Source organism: Amycolatopsis sp. NPDC004368 (assembly GCF_053602515.1).
Genome location: NZ_JBSGDT010000007.1, coordinates 1 through 14,619, shown reverse-complemented (window position 1 = coordinate 14,619; position 14,619 = coordinate 1). Strand labels below are relative to the sequence as shown.

General features: G+C 70.7%; 14 protein-coding genes. 8 read left to right on the top strand and 6 right to left on the bottom strand.

Going from position 1 to position 14,619, the window contains the following annotated elements; all coding sequences use genetic code 11:
* Positions 1 to 123 precede the first annotated feature (123 nt).
* Together hemW and ACWEOE_RS12905 are read left to right on the top strand one after the other, a co-directional pair.
* On the top strand, positions 124 to 1,341 hold the full coding sequence (gene hemW, locus ACWEOE_RS12910) for a radical SAM family heme chaperone HemW (RefSeq protein WP_452007730.1): 1,218 nt from the start codon (positions 124 to 126) through the stop codon (positions 1,339 to 1,341).
* 72 nt (positions 1,342 to 1,413) lie between these two features.
* Positions 1,414 to 2,334: an NADP-dependent oxidoreductase gene (locus tag ACWEOE_RS12905; RefSeq protein WP_452007728.1), complete on the top strand. Its 921-nt coding sequence runs from the start codon at positions 1,414 to 1,416 to the stop codon at positions 2,332 to 2,334.
* Here the strand turns inward: ACWEOE_RS12905 and ACWEOE_RS12900 are convergent.
* The gene (locus tag ACWEOE_RS12900; protein ID WP_452007726.1) at positions 2,324 to 2,887 is read right to left on the bottom strand and encodes a TetR/AcrR family transcriptional regulator C-terminal domain-containing protein; all 564 of its coding nucleotides are present in this window, start codon (positions 2,885 to 2,887) and stop codon (positions 2,324 to 2,326) included. The two genes, ACWEOE_RS12905 and ACWEOE_RS12900, sit on opposite strands and share 11 nt — an antisense overlap.
* Positions 2,888 to 2,974: 87 nt before the next feature.
* Between ACWEOE_RS12900 and ACWEOE_RS12895 the strand changes: the two genes are divergently transcribed.
* The 3 genes from ACWEOE_RS12895 (at position 2,975) to ACWEOE_RS12885 (ending at position 5,445) form a co-directional block, all read left to right on the top strand.
* Positions 2,975 to 3,298, top strand: a complete 324-nt coding sequence (locus ACWEOE_RS12895) for an SgcJ/EcaC family oxidoreductase (protein WP_452008206.1) — start codon at positions 2,975 to 2,977, stop codon at positions 3,296 to 3,298.
* A gap of 100 nt (positions 3,299 to 3,398) precedes the next feature.
* Complete coding sequence (locus tag ACWEOE_RS12890; RefSeq protein ID WP_452007724.1) at positions 3,399 to 4,214, top strand: siderophore-interacting protein; 816 nt, start codon at positions 3,399 to 3,401, stop codon at positions 4,212 to 4,214.
* 10 nt (positions 4,215 to 4,224) lie between these two features.
* Positions 4,225 to 5,445, top strand: a complete 1,221-nt coding sequence (locus tag ACWEOE_RS12885) for a serine hydrolase domain-containing protein (protein ID WP_452007722.1) — start codon at positions 4,225 to 4,227, stop codon at positions 5,443 to 5,445.
* A 99-nt stretch (positions 5,446 to 5,544) separates the two neighbouring features.
* Here ACWEOE_RS12885 and ACWEOE_RS12880 read toward each other — a convergent pair whose 3' ends face one another.
* From ACWEOE_RS12880 to ACWEOE_RS12860, 5 genes are read right to left on the bottom strand one after another with little or no spacing between them, the layout of a single operon-like run.
* Positions 5,545 to 6,048 (bottom strand): pyridoxamine 5'-phosphate oxidase family protein, encoded by a 504-nt coding sequence (locus ACWEOE_RS12880; RefSeq protein ID WP_452007720.1) that lies wholly within the window; start codon positions 6,046 to 6,048, stop codon positions 5,545 to 5,547.
* Positions 6,049 to 6,099: 51 nt separating this feature from the next.
* Positions 6,100 to 7,098 (bottom strand): TIGR03842 family LLM class F420-dependent oxidoreductase, encoded by a 999-nt coding sequence (locus ACWEOE_RS12875; protein WP_452007718.1) that lies wholly within the window; start codon positions 7,096 to 7,098, stop codon positions 6,100 to 6,102.
* 10 nt (positions 7,099 to 7,108) lie between these two features.
* Positions 7,109 to 8,494: a dihydropyrimidinase gene (hydA, locus tag ACWEOE_RS12870; protein WP_452007716.1), complete on the bottom strand. Its 1,386-nt coding sequence runs from the start codon at positions 8,492 to 8,494 to the stop codon at positions 7,109 to 7,111.
* On the bottom strand, positions 8,494 to 9,336 hold the full coding sequence (locus ACWEOE_RS12865) for a nitrilase-related carbon-nitrogen hydrolase (RefSeq protein WP_452007714.1): 843 nt from the start codon (positions 9,334 to 9,336) through the stop codon (positions 8,494 to 8,496). Before ACWEOE_RS12865 ends, hydA begins: the two co-directional genes overlap by 1 nt.
* Positions 9,287 to 10,828, bottom strand: coding sequence for an NCS1 family nucleobase:cation symporter-1 (locus tag ACWEOE_RS12860; RefSeq protein ID WP_452007712.1), 1,542 nt, complete (start codon positions 10,826 to 10,828; stop codon positions 9,287 to 9,289). Before ACWEOE_RS12860 ends, ACWEOE_RS12865 begins: the two co-directional genes overlap by 50 nt.
* 219 nt (positions 10,829 to 11,047) lie before the next feature.
* Here ACWEOE_RS12860 and ACWEOE_RS12855 point away from each other — a divergent pair, with 219 nt between their 5' ends.
* The 3 genes from ACWEOE_RS12855 to ACWEOE_RS12845 all read left to right on the top strand — a co-directional run bounded on the left by ACWEOE_RS12855 (position 11,048) and on the right by ACWEOE_RS12845 (position 14,528).
* On the top strand, positions 11,048 to 11,743 hold the full coding sequence (locus tag ACWEOE_RS12855; protein ID WP_452007710.1) for a response regulator transcription factor: 696 nt from the start codon (positions 11,048 to 11,050) through the stop codon (positions 11,741 to 11,743).
* Positions 11,740 to 12,786, top strand: coding sequence for a HAMP domain-containing sensor histidine kinase (locus tag ACWEOE_RS12850; protein WP_452007708.1), 1,047 nt, complete (start codon positions 11,740 to 11,742; stop codon positions 12,784 to 12,786). The genes ACWEOE_RS12855 and ACWEOE_RS12850 overlap by 4 nt, the downstream gene beginning before the upstream one ends.
* A 359-nt stretch (positions 12,787 to 13,145) precedes the next feature.
* On the top strand, positions 13,146 to 14,528 hold the full coding sequence (locus ACWEOE_RS12845) for a DUF4153 domain-containing protein (protein ID WP_452007706.1): 1,383 nt from the start codon (positions 13,146 to 13,148) through the stop codon (positions 14,526 to 14,528).
* Positions 14,529 to 14,619 lie beyond the last annotated feature (91 nt).

Sequence of the window (14,619 nt, the reverse complement as noted above, 5' to 3'; positions counted from 1 at the left end):
GTGTGTGGTGGTAGCGGGCCGTCGTGGGCGCGGGATTCGCGGCGGGCGTGGAGTCGGTGGGCTTCGTTCGGTGGCCGAAGTTCCGTGTGGGTGGGCCAGGGGCTCGGGACCGGCGCGGGGACAATGGACGTCGTGCCTGAAGCAACCGCAGTGCCTGCCGAGACCGGATTGCCCGAAACCGCCCTGGAAGGCCTCGGGCAGCGGCCGTTCGGTGTGTACGTGCACGTGCCGTTCTGCGCGACGCGCTGCGGGTACTGCGATTTCAACACCTACACCGCCGGTGAGCTGGGGTCGGCGGCGTCGCCGCGGTCGTGGCTGGACGGGTTGCGCCGGGAGCTGGAGCTGGCGGCGCGGGTGCTGGGGGAGCCGCCGGCCGCGGAGACCGTGTTCGTGGGTGGCGGCACGCCGTCGCTGCTCGGGGCGATCGGGCTCGCCGAGGTGCTCGACGTCGTGCGGGGTGCGTTCGGGCTGGCGCCGGGCGCGGAAGTGACCACTGAGTCGAACCCGGAGTCGACGTCGGCGGAGTTCTTCGAGCGCATCCGCGCGGCCGGCTACACGCGGGTGTCGCTGGGGATGCAGTCGGCGGCGCGGCACGTGCTGCAGGTGCTCGACCGCGTGCATACGCCCGGGCGGCCCGTCGACGCCGCCCGGGAGGCGCGGGCCGCCGGGTTCGAGCACGTGAACCTCGACGTGATCTACGGCACGCCGGGCGAGCGGCCGGAGGACCTGCGGGCCTCGCTCGACGCCGTGCTGTCGGCCGGGGTCGACCACGTGTCGGCGTACGCCCTGATCGTCGAGGAGGGCACCGCGCTCGCCCGTCGGGTGCGCCGCGGCGAGCTGCCCGCGCCCGACGACGACGTGCTGGCCACCGACTACGAGATGATCGACTCCGTGCTCTCGGCCGCGGGCCTGCGCTGGTACGAGGTGTCCAACTGGGCTTCCGGCGAGGACGCGCGCTGCCGCCACAACTTGGGGTACTGGCAGGGCGGCGACTGGTGGGGCGCGGGCCCCGGCGCGCACAGCCACGTCGGCGGCGTGCGCTGGTGGAACGTCAAGCACCCGGCCAAGTACGCGTCGCTGCTGGCCGAGGGCCACAGCCCCGAGGCCGGCCGCGAGCTGCTCACCGACGAAGACCGGCACCTGGAGCGGATCATGCTGGAGCTCCGCGTGGCCGAAGGGCTCTCCCTCGACGCGCTCGACGCCGCCGGAGTCGCCGAGGCCCGCGCCGCCGCGGCGGAGGGGCTGCTGGAACCGTCCGTGTTGGACAGTCGCGGCCGCGCCGTGTTGACGGATCGCGGGCGGCTGCTCGCCGACGGTGTTGTCCGCCGGCTCGTCGGCTGAAGTTTCGCTGAGCGGAAATAAAGCGGGGCGTTGGTTCGTTGGTCGAAGTATCGACGAGCGAGGGAGTCGCGCATGCCGCAGGCGGTCAGGTACAGCGAACACGGCGGGATCGACGTGCTGCGGGTGGACGACGTCGCCCGGCCTGTGCCCGGCCCCCGACAGGTGCTCGTCGCGGTGAAGGCCGCCGGGATCAACCCCGGTGAAGCAGCCATCCGCGAAGGGGTGTTCGCGCAGCAGTGGCCCTCGACGTTCCCCTCCGGCCAGGGCAGTGACCTGGCCGGCGTGGTCGCCGAGCTGGGGCCGGACGTCGAGGAGATCGAGGTCGGGGACGAGGTCGTCGGCTTCGTGGAGACGCGCGCCAGCCAGGCCGAGTTCGTGGTGGTCGAGGCCGCGAACCTGACGCCGAAGCCCAGCGGGGTGTCGTGGGAGGCGGCCGGTGGCCTGTTCGTCGCCGGGACCACCGCGTACGCCGCCGTGCGCGCGGTGCACCTGCGCGACGGCGACACGCTCGTGGTGTCCGGGGCGGCGGGTGGCGTCGGCTCGCTGGTGGTGCAGCTCGCGAAGCTCACCGGCGCGACCGTGGTCGGCATCGCGAGCGAGGCCAACCACGCGTGGCTGCGGGAGCAAGACGTGGTGCCGGTGGCGTACGGCGCGGGGCTCGAAGAGCGCGTTCGTGAGGTCACCGGCGGCAAGGTCGACGCGTTCATCGACACCTACGGCAACGGCTACGTCGAGCTCGCACTGCGCCTGGGTGTCTACACAGGACGGATCGACACCGTGATCGACTTCGCCGCGGCCCAGAAGTACAACGTGAAGACGGAAGGCAACTCCGCCGCCGCGAGCGCCGAGGTGATGCGTGACCTCGCCGCGCTGGTGGACAAGGGCCTGCTGGAGGTCCCGATCGCGGCCACCTACCCGCTCGCGCGGGTGCAGGACGCCTACCGCGAGCTCGAACAGCGCCACACCCGCGGCAAGATCGTGCTCACGCCCTGACGAGGCTTTCCAGCCCGCCCACGAACATCGCGAGGGCGAACTGGAAGCGGTCCTTGCTCGTCTCGCCGGTGAAGAACTGCCCCGACTGCAACAGGTTCGGGAACGCACCGGCCGGCAGGGACCGCATGTACTCCGCCATCTGCCGCCCGCGTTCGGCGACTTCGGCCTCGTCGTAGTCGCCGAACGTCCAGCTGCTCGCCTCGTAGGCGAACGCCTTGGCGTACAAGCTCAACGCGTCACCCGCGAACACCGCCTGCTTCAGGTCCAGCCCGCCGGCGCGCAGCAGCGCGAGCATCGCCTCGCCCTGGCGCAGTGAGTGGGGCGTGACCGGCACCGGCGTGTTCCACGCGACCTTCGCGATGCCCGGGTACGCCACCATGGCGCGGACCTGGTGGCGCACCTGCTCTTTCACCTGCTCGGCCCAGGTTTGCGGGTCGGGCTCCGGGATGGGGACCTCACCGAGCACGGCGTCGAGCATGAGCTCGTCGAGCTCTTCCTTGTTGGCCACGTGCGCGTACAGCGACGCTGGCCCCGTCTCCAGCTGCTGCGCCATCCGCCGCATCGACACGGCTTCGAAGCCTTCCGCGGCGAGGATCTCCAGCGCCGTCTTAACAGCGGCGATGCCGCCGCCTACGCGGGGTTGTTCACCGAGGACGCCGACTACGTGACGTTCTTCGGGATGCGCCTGACCGGCCGCGCGCTGATCGAGAGCTCGCACCGGGCGTTGTTCGAGGGGCCGCTGCGAGGGTCCACGCTCAGCGGGATGGGCGACGCGTCGGTGCGGTTTCCCAGCGACGGCGTGGCGGTCGTGGTTTCCGGCGGGGCTTCGGCGCTCGACGGGGGAGACGCCGTGGCCCAGGGCCGGGAGAGCACGGTGACGTTCGTGCTGGTCCGCGCGGAACCGGGCTGGTTGATCACGGCGTTCCAGAACACCCGGGTGAGTGATCCGCGCGCTGCGGCCTGAGGCGTTTTCCGTGGGGACCGAGGCCGCACTGGGCGGGCAGGGGAGGGGAGCGTACGGTGGAGGCGAGATTAGGCAAGCCTTAGTGAATGGGTGGTGTCCGATGGCCGAAGCTCCGGCGCGCAAGGGGAAACCGGCTGTGCGGTTGTCGGTTCTGCGCAAGGAGAACCTGACCCCGCACATGATCCGGATCGTGGCCGGAGGCGAGGGTCTGCGTGACTTCACGCCCAACGACTTCACCGACGCGTACGTGAAGGTGATCTTCAAGGTGCCCGGCGTCGAGTACCCGGAGCCGTTCGATCTGCAGCGCATTCGCGCGGAGCTGCCACGTGAGCAGTGCCCGCGGATGCGTTCGTACACGGTCCGCTCGTACGACGCGACGGCCGGCGAACTCGTGCTCGACTTCGTGGTGCACGGCGACGAAGGGCTGGCCGGTCCGTGGGCCATGCGGGCGCAGCCGGGCGACGACCTGCTGCTTTCCGGCCCCGGTGGCGTCTACGCGCCACGCGCCGACGCCGGCTGGCACCTGCTGGTGGGCGACGAGGCCGCGCTGCCGGCCATCGCCGCGTCGCTCGAGGTCATGCCGGCGGGCGCGCGGGCGCACGTGTTCCTGCTCGTGTCCGACGCGGCGGAGGAGCAGCCTCTCGTGACGAAGGCCGACGCGCAGATCACCTGGCTGCACCGTTCGTCAGGTGCAGACCTGGCGGCCGTCGTGAAGGCGCTGCCGTGGCCGGGGAACGACGTGCACGCGTTCGTCCACGGCGAGGCCGGGTTCGTGCGCGAGCTGCGGCGGTACCTCTTCGCCGAGCGCGGCGTGGCGAAGGAGTCGGTGTCGATCTCCGGCTACTGGCGCGAGGGCAAGAACGACGAGGCGTGGCGCGAGGAGAAGGCCGCCGAGCGGGCGCGCGAAAGGGCGTAATGTCGCCGGCATGAACGTGGAGACCGACCCGTCTTCGGCGGGGTTCGACGCAAATCGGCTGAAGCGGATCGACCGGCTGTTCGAGGCCTACGTGGACGACGGACGGCTGCCCGGGTACCTCGCGGTGGTGAGCAGGCACGGGCGCGTGGTGCACGTGGCCTCCCACGGCAAGCGAGACGTCGAAGCGGGCGCCCCCGTCGAACCCGACACCATCTGGCGCATCTTCTCGATGACGAAGCCGATCACCTCCGTGGCGGCGATGACGTTCGTCGAAGAGGGTGCCATCGACCTCAACGATCCGATTTCCCGCTGGCTGCCCGAATTCGCGGCGCCTCAGGTGTACGTGAAGGGCTCGGCGCTGAGCCCGCTCACCGTGCCCGCGACCGAGCCGATCCGCCTGTGGCACCTGCTCACGCACACGAGTGGTCTGACCTACGGGTTCCACCACACCCACCCCATCGACACGATCTACCGCGCCGCGGGCTTCGAATGGGGCACCCCGCCGGGCATGGACCTGGCCGCCTCGACGCGCGCGCTGGCCGAGTTCCCCCTCGTGTTCCAGCCGGGCAGCGAGTGGAACTACTCGGTGTCCACGGACGTCCTCGGCCGGCTCGTGGAGGTGCTCGCGGGCAAACCGCTCGACGAGGTGTTCGAGGAACGGGTCTTCGGCCCGCTGGGCATGACGGACACCGGGTTCTGGACCAAAGACACCGACCGCCTGGCCGCCCTGTACGTTGCGCACCCGCGCACGAAGCTCCCCACCCGCAACGACGCCTTCGGCTCCATCGGCCTCGCCCGCCCCGACTCCTTCTCCGGCGGCGGCGGCCTCGTCTCCACCGCCGCCGACTACCACCGCTTCACCCAGATGCTCCTGCGCGGCGGCACCCTGGACGGCACCCGCGTCCTCTCGCCGCGAACCGTCGACCTGATGGCCAGCAACCACCTCCCGGGCCACGTCGATCTCGAGGCCTTCGGCCGCCCCCTCTTCGCCGAAATGCCCTTCGACGGCTTCGGCTTCGGCCTGGGCTTCTCCGTCCTGCAGGACCCCGTCAAGGCGAAAACCCTGTCCAGCCCCGGCGAATACGCCTGGGGCGGCGCCGCGTCGACGGCGTTCTGGGTGGACCCGGACGAGGACTTGACGGTGGCCTTCTACACGCAACTGCTGCCGTCGAGCACGCACCCGATCCGCCAGCAGCTGCGGCAGTTGGTCTACCAAGCCCTGGTGGACTGAGCCATCACCGGAGTGGCCGGCACCGGCAGGTGCCGGCCACCCTGAGCTTTCCCGGTGACGCGGCCGCTGAATCACGACCGCGGCACCGAACGGGCACCCTCACCCGACGAAGTTCCACCGCGTGGCGCCATGCGGGTTCGCCGTTGCGACGCCCACGGCGGTGTGCAGGTCCAGGCGGTAGACGTACCACGGCGGCGGCCCCGCGCTCGGCGCGCTGAACGGGGCGGTGAAGGTGGCGTCGTCGGATCTGACCGGCCAGCCGCTGGCGCGGTAGACGGCGGCGAGGTGGGCCACGGCGGCGGGGTCGGCCACCCGGGTGGCCGAGCCTTCCAGCGTCAGGTCGATGTCGTGCAGGCGCACGCCCACGCTGCAGGCCGCGTTGTCGGCCAGGAGGCGTGACTTCAGGGTGCCCGGGCCGCTGGTGAAGTAGAGCTCGCCGGAGTCCCAGAGGGCGCCCACGCCGGCCGTGTGGGGGCGGCCGTCGGGGCGGACGGTGGTGAGGAAGAAGGTCACGTCGGCGGTGGGCGAGCGGGTGAGGGCCGCCAGGGCGCGGCTCCACGGAAGCTCGGCGTGGTCGTAGATGTCCAGGTTTCGGGTTCGCACGGGTTCAGTCATGTCAACGCGTCGAATCGACAACCGCGAAATCGACAAGCCTCAGGAAGTCAGTTTGTCGACCACGTGTTTTCCGTAGGCCGCGAGGGTTTCCGGGCGCTGGTCGTGCATCAGGTACAGCGCGAACTGGTCGACGCCGAGTTCGGCGAGTTCCTGGAGGCGCTCGATGTGCGCCGCGGCTGGGCCGAGCAGGCAGAACCGGTCGACGATGTCGTCGGGGACGAAGTCGGTGGACGGGTTGCCCGCGCGGCCGTGGTGGCTGTAGTCGTAGCCGGTGCGGGCGCTGATGTAGTCGGTGAGCTCGTGCGGCACCGGGCCGGAGTCGCCGTAGCGGGCGACGAGGTCGGCCACGTGGTTGCCGACCATGCCGCCGAACCAGCGCAGCTGTTCGCGCTGGTGGCCCAGGTCCTCGCCGACGTAGGCGGGAGCCGCGACGCAGATGGTGATACCGCCGGGGTCGCGACCGGCGGCGCGGGCGGCGTCCCGCACCGCGCCGATCGTCCAGCGGGCGATGGCCGGGTCGGCGCACTGGAGGATGAAACCGTCGGCGTGTTCGCCGACGGTTTTCAGCGCCTTGGGGCCGTAGCCCGCCATCCACATCTCCAGGCGGCCGCCGCGGACCCACGGTATGCGCACGGCGGTGTCGTTCATCAGCACCTCGCGGCCCTCGGCGAGGTCGCGCACCACGCGCATGCAGTCGCGCACCGTGGCCAAAGTGGACGGTGGCTTCCCGACCACGCGGTGCGCCGAGTCGCCCCGGCCGATGCCGCAGACGGTGCGGTTGCCGTACATGTCGTTGAGCGTCGCGAAGGTCGACGCCATCACCGACCAGTCGCGGGTGGCCGGCGACGTCACCATGGGCCCGACCACCAGCGACGACGTCTCCGCCAGGATCCGCGAGTAGATCACGAACGGTTCCTGCCACAGCACGGCCGAGTCGAACGTCCAGCCGTAGCGGAACCCCTGGTCCTCGGCGGTCTTCATCAGCCGCACGACGTCCGAGGCCGGCGGGTCGGTCTGCAGCACGATCCCGAAATCCACGAGGAACTCCCTACCGAAGATACTGGTTCAGGCCGCGCGACAGGAACTGTCCGTGCCCGGCGGATCCACTGAAGCCCGAAGGTGACACCACCACCCGCCCCCGCGACAGCACCGTCTCCACCTTCCCGGTCAAGGAAAAGCCTTCGTACGCTGAATAATCCACGTTCATGTGGTGCGTCGAAGCCGACAACGTCTGCTGCGCCGCCGGGTCGTAGACCACGATGTCCGCGTCGGACCCGGCCGCGATCACGCCCTTGCGCGGGTAAAGCCCGAACATCCGCGCCGGCGTCGCCGAGCACGTCTCGACCCAGCGGCCCAGCGAGATCTCGCCGGCGACCACGCCCTGGTGCAGCAGGTCCATCCGGTGCTCGACGCCGGGCATCCCGTTGGGGATCGCGCGGAAGTCGTCGCGCCCGAGCTCCTTCTGGTCCTTGAAGCAGAACGGGCAGTGGTCCGTCGAGACCACCGACAGGTCGTCGGTCCGCAGCCCGCGCCACAGGTCCGCCTGGTGCGACTTCTCCCGCAGCGGCGGCGAGGCCACGAACTTCGCGCCCTCGAAACCCGGCCGGGCCAGGTCCTCGATGGACAGGTACAGGTACTGCGGGCACGTCTCCGCGAACACGTTCTGCCCGTTCGAACGCGCCTCCGCCACGGCCGCAAGCGCTTGCGCCGCCGAGAGGTGCACGACGTAGAGCGGCGCGCCCGTCACGGCCGCCAGCGTGATGGCCCGTGACGTCGCCTCGCCTTCCAGCTCGGGCGGGCGCGTGAGGCCGTGCTGCACCGGGTCCACCCGGCCCGCCGCGAAGGCCTGGGCGGCCAGCTGGTCGATCGCGATGCCGTTTTCGGCGTGCATCATGATCGTCGCGCCGATCTCGCGCGCCCGCTGCATCGCCAGCAGGATCTCGCCGTCGGTCGAGTAGAACACGCCCGGGTAGGCCATGAACATCTTGAACGATCCGACCCCGGCGTCCACACAGGACTGCATTTCCTTCAGGGACGAGTCGTTCACGTCGGACACGATCATGTGGAACCCGTAGTCGATGGCGCAGTTGCCGTCGGCCTTCGAGTGCCACTTGTCCAAAGTGGCCGAAAGAGACGTGCCCTTGGCCTGCACGGCGAAGTCGATGATCGTCGTCGTGCCGCCCCACGCGGCGGCCACGGTGCCGGTCTCGAACGTGTCCACCGAGTGCGTGCCGCCGAACGGCATCTCCATGTGCGTGTGCGCGTCGATCCCGCCGGGCAGCACGTACTTGCCCGTGGCGTCGATGATCTCGTCGGCCCGCGTGAACACACCGGGCGCGGCGACGGCGGCGATGCGCTCGCCGTCCACCAGCACGTCGGCCGGCACCGCGCCCGAGGGTGAGACGACGGCGCCACCCTTGATGAGCGTCGTCATCAGGCCTCCGCCAGCGGGCCGTAGCTGTCGGGACGGCGGTCGCGGTAGAACGCCCACAGGTCGCGCACCTCGGCGAGCCGGCCCATGTCGAGGTCGCGGACCACGATCTCCTCCTCGGTGTCCGACGCCGCTTCGCCCACGAGCTGCCCACGCGGGTCCACGAAGTACGTCTGGCCGTAGAAGTCGTTGTCCCCCAACGGTTCCACACCGACACGGTTGATCGTGCCCACGTAGTACTCATTGGCCACGGCGGCCGCGGGCTGCTCGAGGCGCCACAGGTACTCCGACAGGCCGCGGCTGGTCGCCGACGGGTTGAACACGATCTTCGCCCCCGCCAGGCCCAGCGCGCGCCAGCCTTCGGGGAAGTGGCGTTCGTAGCAGATGTACACGCCGATGCGGCCCACCGCGGTGTCGAACACCGGGTAACCGAGGTTGCCGGGCCGGAAGTAGAACTTCTCCCAGAACCCCTTCACCTGCGGGATGTGGTTCTTGCGGTGCTTGCCCAGGTACGTGCCGTCGGCGTCGATCACCGCCGCGGTGTTGTAGTAGACGCCCGGCTGCTCCTGCTCGTACATCGGCACCACGAGCACCACGCCGTGGCGCTCGGCGACCTCCTGCATGAGCTTCGTGGTCGGGCCGTCGGGGATGCCCTCGGTGTAGGAGTAGTAGTCGGCGTCCTGGACCTGGCAGAAGTACGGGCCGTAGAACAGCTCCTGCAGGCAGACGACCTGGGCTCCCTGCGAAGCCGCCTTGCCGATGGCGTCGACGGCGCCCGCGATCATCGAGTCCTTGTCACCCGTCCACCGCTGCTGGATCAGTCCGGCTCGAACCAGATCGCTCACTTGTCTCCTCCTTCGTCAGGGGCAGGTTCAGCAACACGTAGACGACCAACGCGCCGGCGAAACCGATCACCCAGTTGTAGTCGTAGAGCGGTTTGAGGAACGGGATGAGTCCGTCCGCGGGGAAGGGGCCGCCGTACGCGCCGCCGACGGCGAGCACCGCGCCCACCAGCGTCGCGACCAGTGCGCGCCAGTTCCAGCCCCCGCGGAACCAATACACCCCATCAGGTGTGTAGAGGTCGCGCAGCCGCAGCCGGGTGCGGTTGACCACCCAGTAGCCGGCCACGAGCACGCCGGCGACGGCGCCGAGCAGGCCGCCGTAGAAGCCGAGCCACGCGAAGATGTAGATGCTCGGGTCGGAGTAGAGCCGCCACGGCTGGATCGCGACACCGAGGATGCCGGTGATCAGGCCGCCGATCGCGAACGTGATGCGCTTCGGGAAGGCGTTGGAGAAGTCGTAGGACGGGCTGACGACGTTGGCCGCGAGGTTCGCCGAGATCGTGGCCAGCACGAGCGCGACCAGCGCCACGACCACCACGACCGGGCTGGAGAAGCGGTCCGCGAGCTGGGCCGGGTCCCAGATGTCCTCGCCGTAGAGCACGTGCCCGCCCGATGTGGTGAGGATGGCGACGATCGCGATGAACGTCATCGTGGTCGGCAGGCCGAGGATCTGCCCACGCACCTGCTTGCGCTGGCTTCCGCCGAAACGCGTGAAGTCCGGCATGTTGAGCGAGAGCGTGGACCAGAACGCGATCATCGCCATCAGCGACGGCGCGAACACCTTCCAGAAGTCCGAACCCCAGCCGAGCTTGCCGCCGTCGGAGAGGATCGGGCCGAGGCCGCCCGCCTTCACCAGCACGTAGCCGAGCAGGATCAGGAAACCGACCGACACGAGCGGGGCCGTCCAGTTCTCGAACCTGCGCACCGCCTCCATGCCGCGCCAGATGATGAGCATCTGCACGATCCAGAACACGACGAAGCTCAGCCACAGCGTCCAGTGCTGGCCCCAGACCACCGTGGAGTCGCGCCAGCCGGAGCCGGCGAGGCGCCCGACGATCACGTAGATCGCCTCACCGCCCACCCACGTCTGGATGCCGAACCAGCCGCACGCGATGAACGCGCGCAGCAGTGCGGCCAGGTTGGCGCCGCGCAGGCCGTAGAACGCGCGGGCGAACACCGGGAACGGGATGCCGTACTTCGTGCCGGCGTGGCTGTTGAGCAGCATCGGCGCTAGCACCACGACGTTGCCGATGGTGATCGTGATGAGCGCCTGGACCCAGTTCATGCCGAGCGCGATGAGCGACGCGGCCAGGGCGTAGCTGGGGATGTTGTGCGCCATCCCCATCCAGAGCGCGAAGTAGTTGTATGTGGTCCAGGTCCGCCTCGCGACCGGGACAGGGGCCAGCTCCTCGTTGAAGAACCGGCTGCCGGCGAGGGACCGCACGTCGGCGAGTTCCACCCGGCCGTCGGAGGGCACGCTTGTCGTCGGCTCCATTGCGGAATCCTGCGCGCCTGGTCGCGGCGGGTGGCAGAGGCAGACTGTTCACTCTTCGCGTGCGGTCGACGCAGAGTGTCGATTGCGCTTCGTGGCCGGCAGTGGATGACGTGCGTCACAGTCGTTCTGCGCGAAGTGCGCAAACAGGACGTGGGTTCTCCACAGGATCTCCACAGTTCGCCCGGATGGCCTCCACGGCGGTTCCCTAGAGTCAGCGGCATGGACAAAGGGGGACGGCGGGTGCTGGTCGTCGAGGACGACCTCACGATCGCCGCGTCGATCGCCGCCCGGCTGCGGGCCGAGGGCTTCACCGTGGACGTGGCGCACGACGGTCCGGCCGCCGTCGCCGGCGAGGCCGAGTTCGCTCCGGACCTCGTGGTGCTCGACGTGATGCTGCCGGGGTTCGACGGGCTCGAGGTGTGCCGCCGCATCCAGGCGCGCCGGCCGGTGCCGGTGCTGATGCTCACCGCGCGTGCCGACGAGACCGACCTGCTGGTGGGCCTGGGCGTGGGTGCCGACGACTACCTGACCAAGCCGTTCTCCATGCGGGTGCTCAGCGCGCGCGTGGCTGCGCTGCTGCGGCGGGTCGAGCGGTCGGCGCAGGTCACGGCCCCGGAGCGGATCGTGCTGGGGGACCTGGAGATCGACATCGACCAGCGGCGGGTGGCCCGGGCCGGTGTGCCCGCGCAGCTCACGCCCATCGAGTTCGACCTGCTCGTGCACTTCGCGCGGCGGCCGCGGGCCGTCCAGCCGCGGGAACGACTGCTCAGCGAGGTGTGGGACTGGGCCGTGCCGACGGGCGGCGCCGGCACCCGCGCGGTCGACAGCCACATCAAGGCGCTGCGGCGCAAGCTCGGGCCGGACCTGATCCGCACCGTCCACGGAGTCGGGTACGCGCTGGAGGTGCCGGCGTGAAGGCGTTCCTGGCGAAGGTGGTCGACTTCCTGCCGCGGCCGCTCGACCCGATCCGCTCGATCAAGCTCAAGCTGGCCATCCTCATGCTGGCCGCGGGCGCGATCGCGTTCCTGTTCTTCTGGTCCCGCATCGGCTGGCTGCCGCCCGCGACCACCATCACGGCGATGCTGCTCGCCCTGGTCACGTCACAGATCCTGGCCCACGGGATGACGCGCCCCCTGCGCGAGATGACCGCGGCCGCCCGCGCCATGGCCAAGGGCGACTACACCCGCCGCATCCGCGCGACGGCCCGCGACGAGGTCGGCTCGCTCGCCGAGGCCTTCAACCAGATGGCGGCCGACCTCGCCATGGCGGACCAGCAGCGGCGCGAGCTGATCGCGAACGTGTCCCACGAGCTGCGCACGCCCATCACCGCGCTGAGCGGGGTGCTGGAGAACCTGGTGGACGGGGTTTCCACGCCGGACACCGCGACGCTGCGCACGGCCCTGCACCAGAGCGAGCGCCTCGGCCGGCTGGTCACGGAACTGCTGGACCTCTCGCGCATCGACTCCGGCACGTTGTCGCTCGACCTGTCGACAGTGGATCTCTCGGACCTGCTGGCCGAGGTCGCGGTGGAAGCGGAGGCCATGGCGGCGGCCGCCGGGCGCGGCGTGCGCTTCGACGTCTCGGTGACCCCCGCGGGGGCTTGCGTGCAGGCGGACCGGGAGCGGCTGTACCAGGTGGTCGTGAACCTCCTGGAAAACGCCGCCCGGCACGGTCCCGCGGGTGGGTCCGTGGAGGTCCGCGCGGTCGTCTCCGGCGGCGAGACCCGGATCGAGGTCCGCGACGAGGGGCCGGGAATTCCCGTGGCCGAGCGGGATCGGGTTTTCGAGCGGTTCACCCGCGGCGAGCGCGCAGGCGGCGGCGGGACGGGGCTCGGCCTGGCGATCGCGCGGTGGGTCGTCGAGCTCCACGGCGGGACGATCGCCGTGGTCGAGCCTCCCGCCGGGGTTGCTTCCGGTGGTGCGCCGGGGTGCCGGATCCGGGTGACGTTGTCGGCTTGATCGTGAGCTTCCCTGTTCCGGGGAGCCGCTGGGGCGTGGTGTTTGCCAATGCGAAGGCGGAGGTTTTCGGGGTGAGTGAGGAAAGGCGGAGGGTGGCGCACGCGGCGCCGCCGGGGACCGAGGTGGGTGGGGCGGTCGAGGGGGTTGCCCCACCCGCCGGTGGTGCGCCGGCGGAGGCGGCTGGTGCGGCTGTGACACTGGATGACCACGGGGCAGCGGCTGGGCCGACCGAGCCGGAAGAAGCGGTGCAGGTCGGCGAGGCAACGCACGATGACCCGGCGGGGCACGGCGGCGTCGCCGTAGCGCCGCCCTTCACCCCCGTCCTTGCCAGGCCGGTCCCGAAGTCCGCGGTCGTGCCCATGGTGGGTGGGGTGTTGCCGGCCGTCGGGGTGGGTGGGGTGGTGGTCGCGGCCGTGGTGCCACTGGACCGGCCCGGGGTGGGGTGGCTGGTGGCCGCGTCGGTGGTGACCGCGTTGATCGTGGTGGTGGATCGGCGGGGGTGGGAGGCGCCACCGAAACGTACGCGGCGGGCGAGTGCCGCGTGGGCGGCGTTGGCGTTGGTGTTGCTGGGCGTCGGGGCGGTGCGGGCGGCGGAGTGGCTGTTCGTGTTGTGCGTGGTGGCCGCGGTGGTGGCCGGGTCGCTGGCGGTGGTGGGGCCGCGCTCGGTGAACTCCGCGGTGTACGACGCGGTGGCCCTGCCGATCGAGGCGTTGCGCGCCCTTCCGTGGGTGGCGCGCGGGCTGCGGGGCCGGGGCAAGCAGCGCGGGCGGGTGCTCGGGGCGGTGCTCGGGGCGGTGGCGGTGCTGGCGGTGTTCCTGCCGTTGCTGACCGGTGCGGACGCGACGTTCGCCGGGTTCGTCGAAGCGCTCGTGCCGGATCTGCGGGCGGATTCGGTGGTGTGGTGGGTGTTCTTGTTCTGCGTCGGCGCTTTCGGGACGGCCGGGGCGTGTTACCTGCTGGCCGCGCCGCCGCGGCGGGCGGTCGAGGGCGGTCGCAGGAGCCAGGGCGACAGTCTCGTGTGGACGGTCCCGCTCACCACGCTGGTGGTGGTGTTCGCCGTGTACGTGGTGGTGCGGGTCGTGGAGTTGTTCGGGGGCACGGGATACGTGCGGCGCACCGGCGGCCTCACCTCGGCCGAGTACGCGCGGGGCGGCTTCTGGCAGCTGTGCGCGTGCACGGTGCTGACGCTGGGGATCATGGCTCTGGCGCTGCGCTGGGCACCGCGGGAGACCACCGGGGAAAGAACGACGCAGCGCGTGCTCCTGGGTGCGCTGGCGGCGCTGAGCCTGGTGCTCGTGGCGTCCGCGCTCAGTCGCATGTGGACGTACCAGGAGGCCTACGGCTTCACCGTGCTGCGGTTGCTCGTGGAAGTTTGCGAGCTGTGGCTGGGCTGCGTGTTCTTGCTCGTCGGGGCGGCGCTGGTCAGTCTGCGCTCGGCGTGGCTGCCACGCGCGGCCATCGCGACGGCCGCCGGGGCGCTGCTGGCACTCGCCGTCGCTAACCCGGAGGCGCTGATCGCCGGGGCGAACATCGACCGCGCTCAGCACGGGAAACCGCTCGACGTGGCGTACCTGCGCGGGTTCTCCACGGACATCTTCCCCGTGGTCGCCGAGCGGCTGCCGAACGCGGAGTGCGTGCTGGGGCCGATGCTGCTGCGCCTGGACGACGACAGCTGGCCCGGCTGGAACTTCAGCCGGGCCAGTGCGCTCGATGTGGACCTGAAGCCGGCCACCTGCCGCTAGTGTCCTGAGTCATAATTTCGGGGCCAGTGGTTAGGGTGTTGTGATGCCGAATCCGAAACTGCCGCCGTTGGTGTTGAGTGACGAGGAGCGC

Bases quoted from the DNA above. Each gene is read 5' to 3' on its own strand.
- ACWEOE_RS12900 (WP_452007726.1), bottom strand. From the start codon at position 2,887: ATGGCGCAGCAGCTGGAGACGGGGCCAGCGTCGCTGTACGCGCACGTG.
- ACWEOE_RS12905 (WP_452007728.1), top strand. From the start codon at position 1,414: ATGCCGCAGGCGGTCAGGTACAGCGAACACGGCGGGATCGACGTGCTG.
- hydA (WP_452007716.1), bottom strand. From the start codon at position 8,494: ATGACGACGCTCATCAAGGGTGGCGCCGTCGTCTCACCCTCGGGCGCG.
- ACWEOE_RS12860 (WP_452007712.1), bottom strand. From the start codon at position 10,828: ATGGAGCCGACGACAAGCGTGCCCTCCGACGGCCGGGTGGAACTCGCC.
- ACWEOE_RS12885 (WP_452007722.1), top strand. From the start codon at position 4,225: ATGAACGTGGAGACCGACCCGTCTTCGGCGGGGTTCGACGCAAATCGG.
- ACWEOE_RS12855 (WP_452007710.1), top strand. From the start codon at position 11,048: ATGGACAAAGGGGGACGGCGGGTGCTGGTCGTCGAGGACGACCTCACG.
- ACWEOE_RS12890 (WP_452007724.1), top strand. From the start codon at position 3,399: ATGGCCGAAGCTCCGGCGCGCAAGGGGAAACCGGCTGTGCGGTTGTCG.
- ACWEOE_RS12845 (WP_452007706.1), top strand. From the start codon at position 13,146: ATGGTGGGTGGGGTGTTGCCGGCCGTCGGGGTGGGTGGGGTGGTGGTC.
- hemW (WP_452007730.1), top strand. From the start codon at position 124: ATGGACGTCGTGCCTGAAGCAACCGCAGTGCCTGCCGAGACCGGATTG.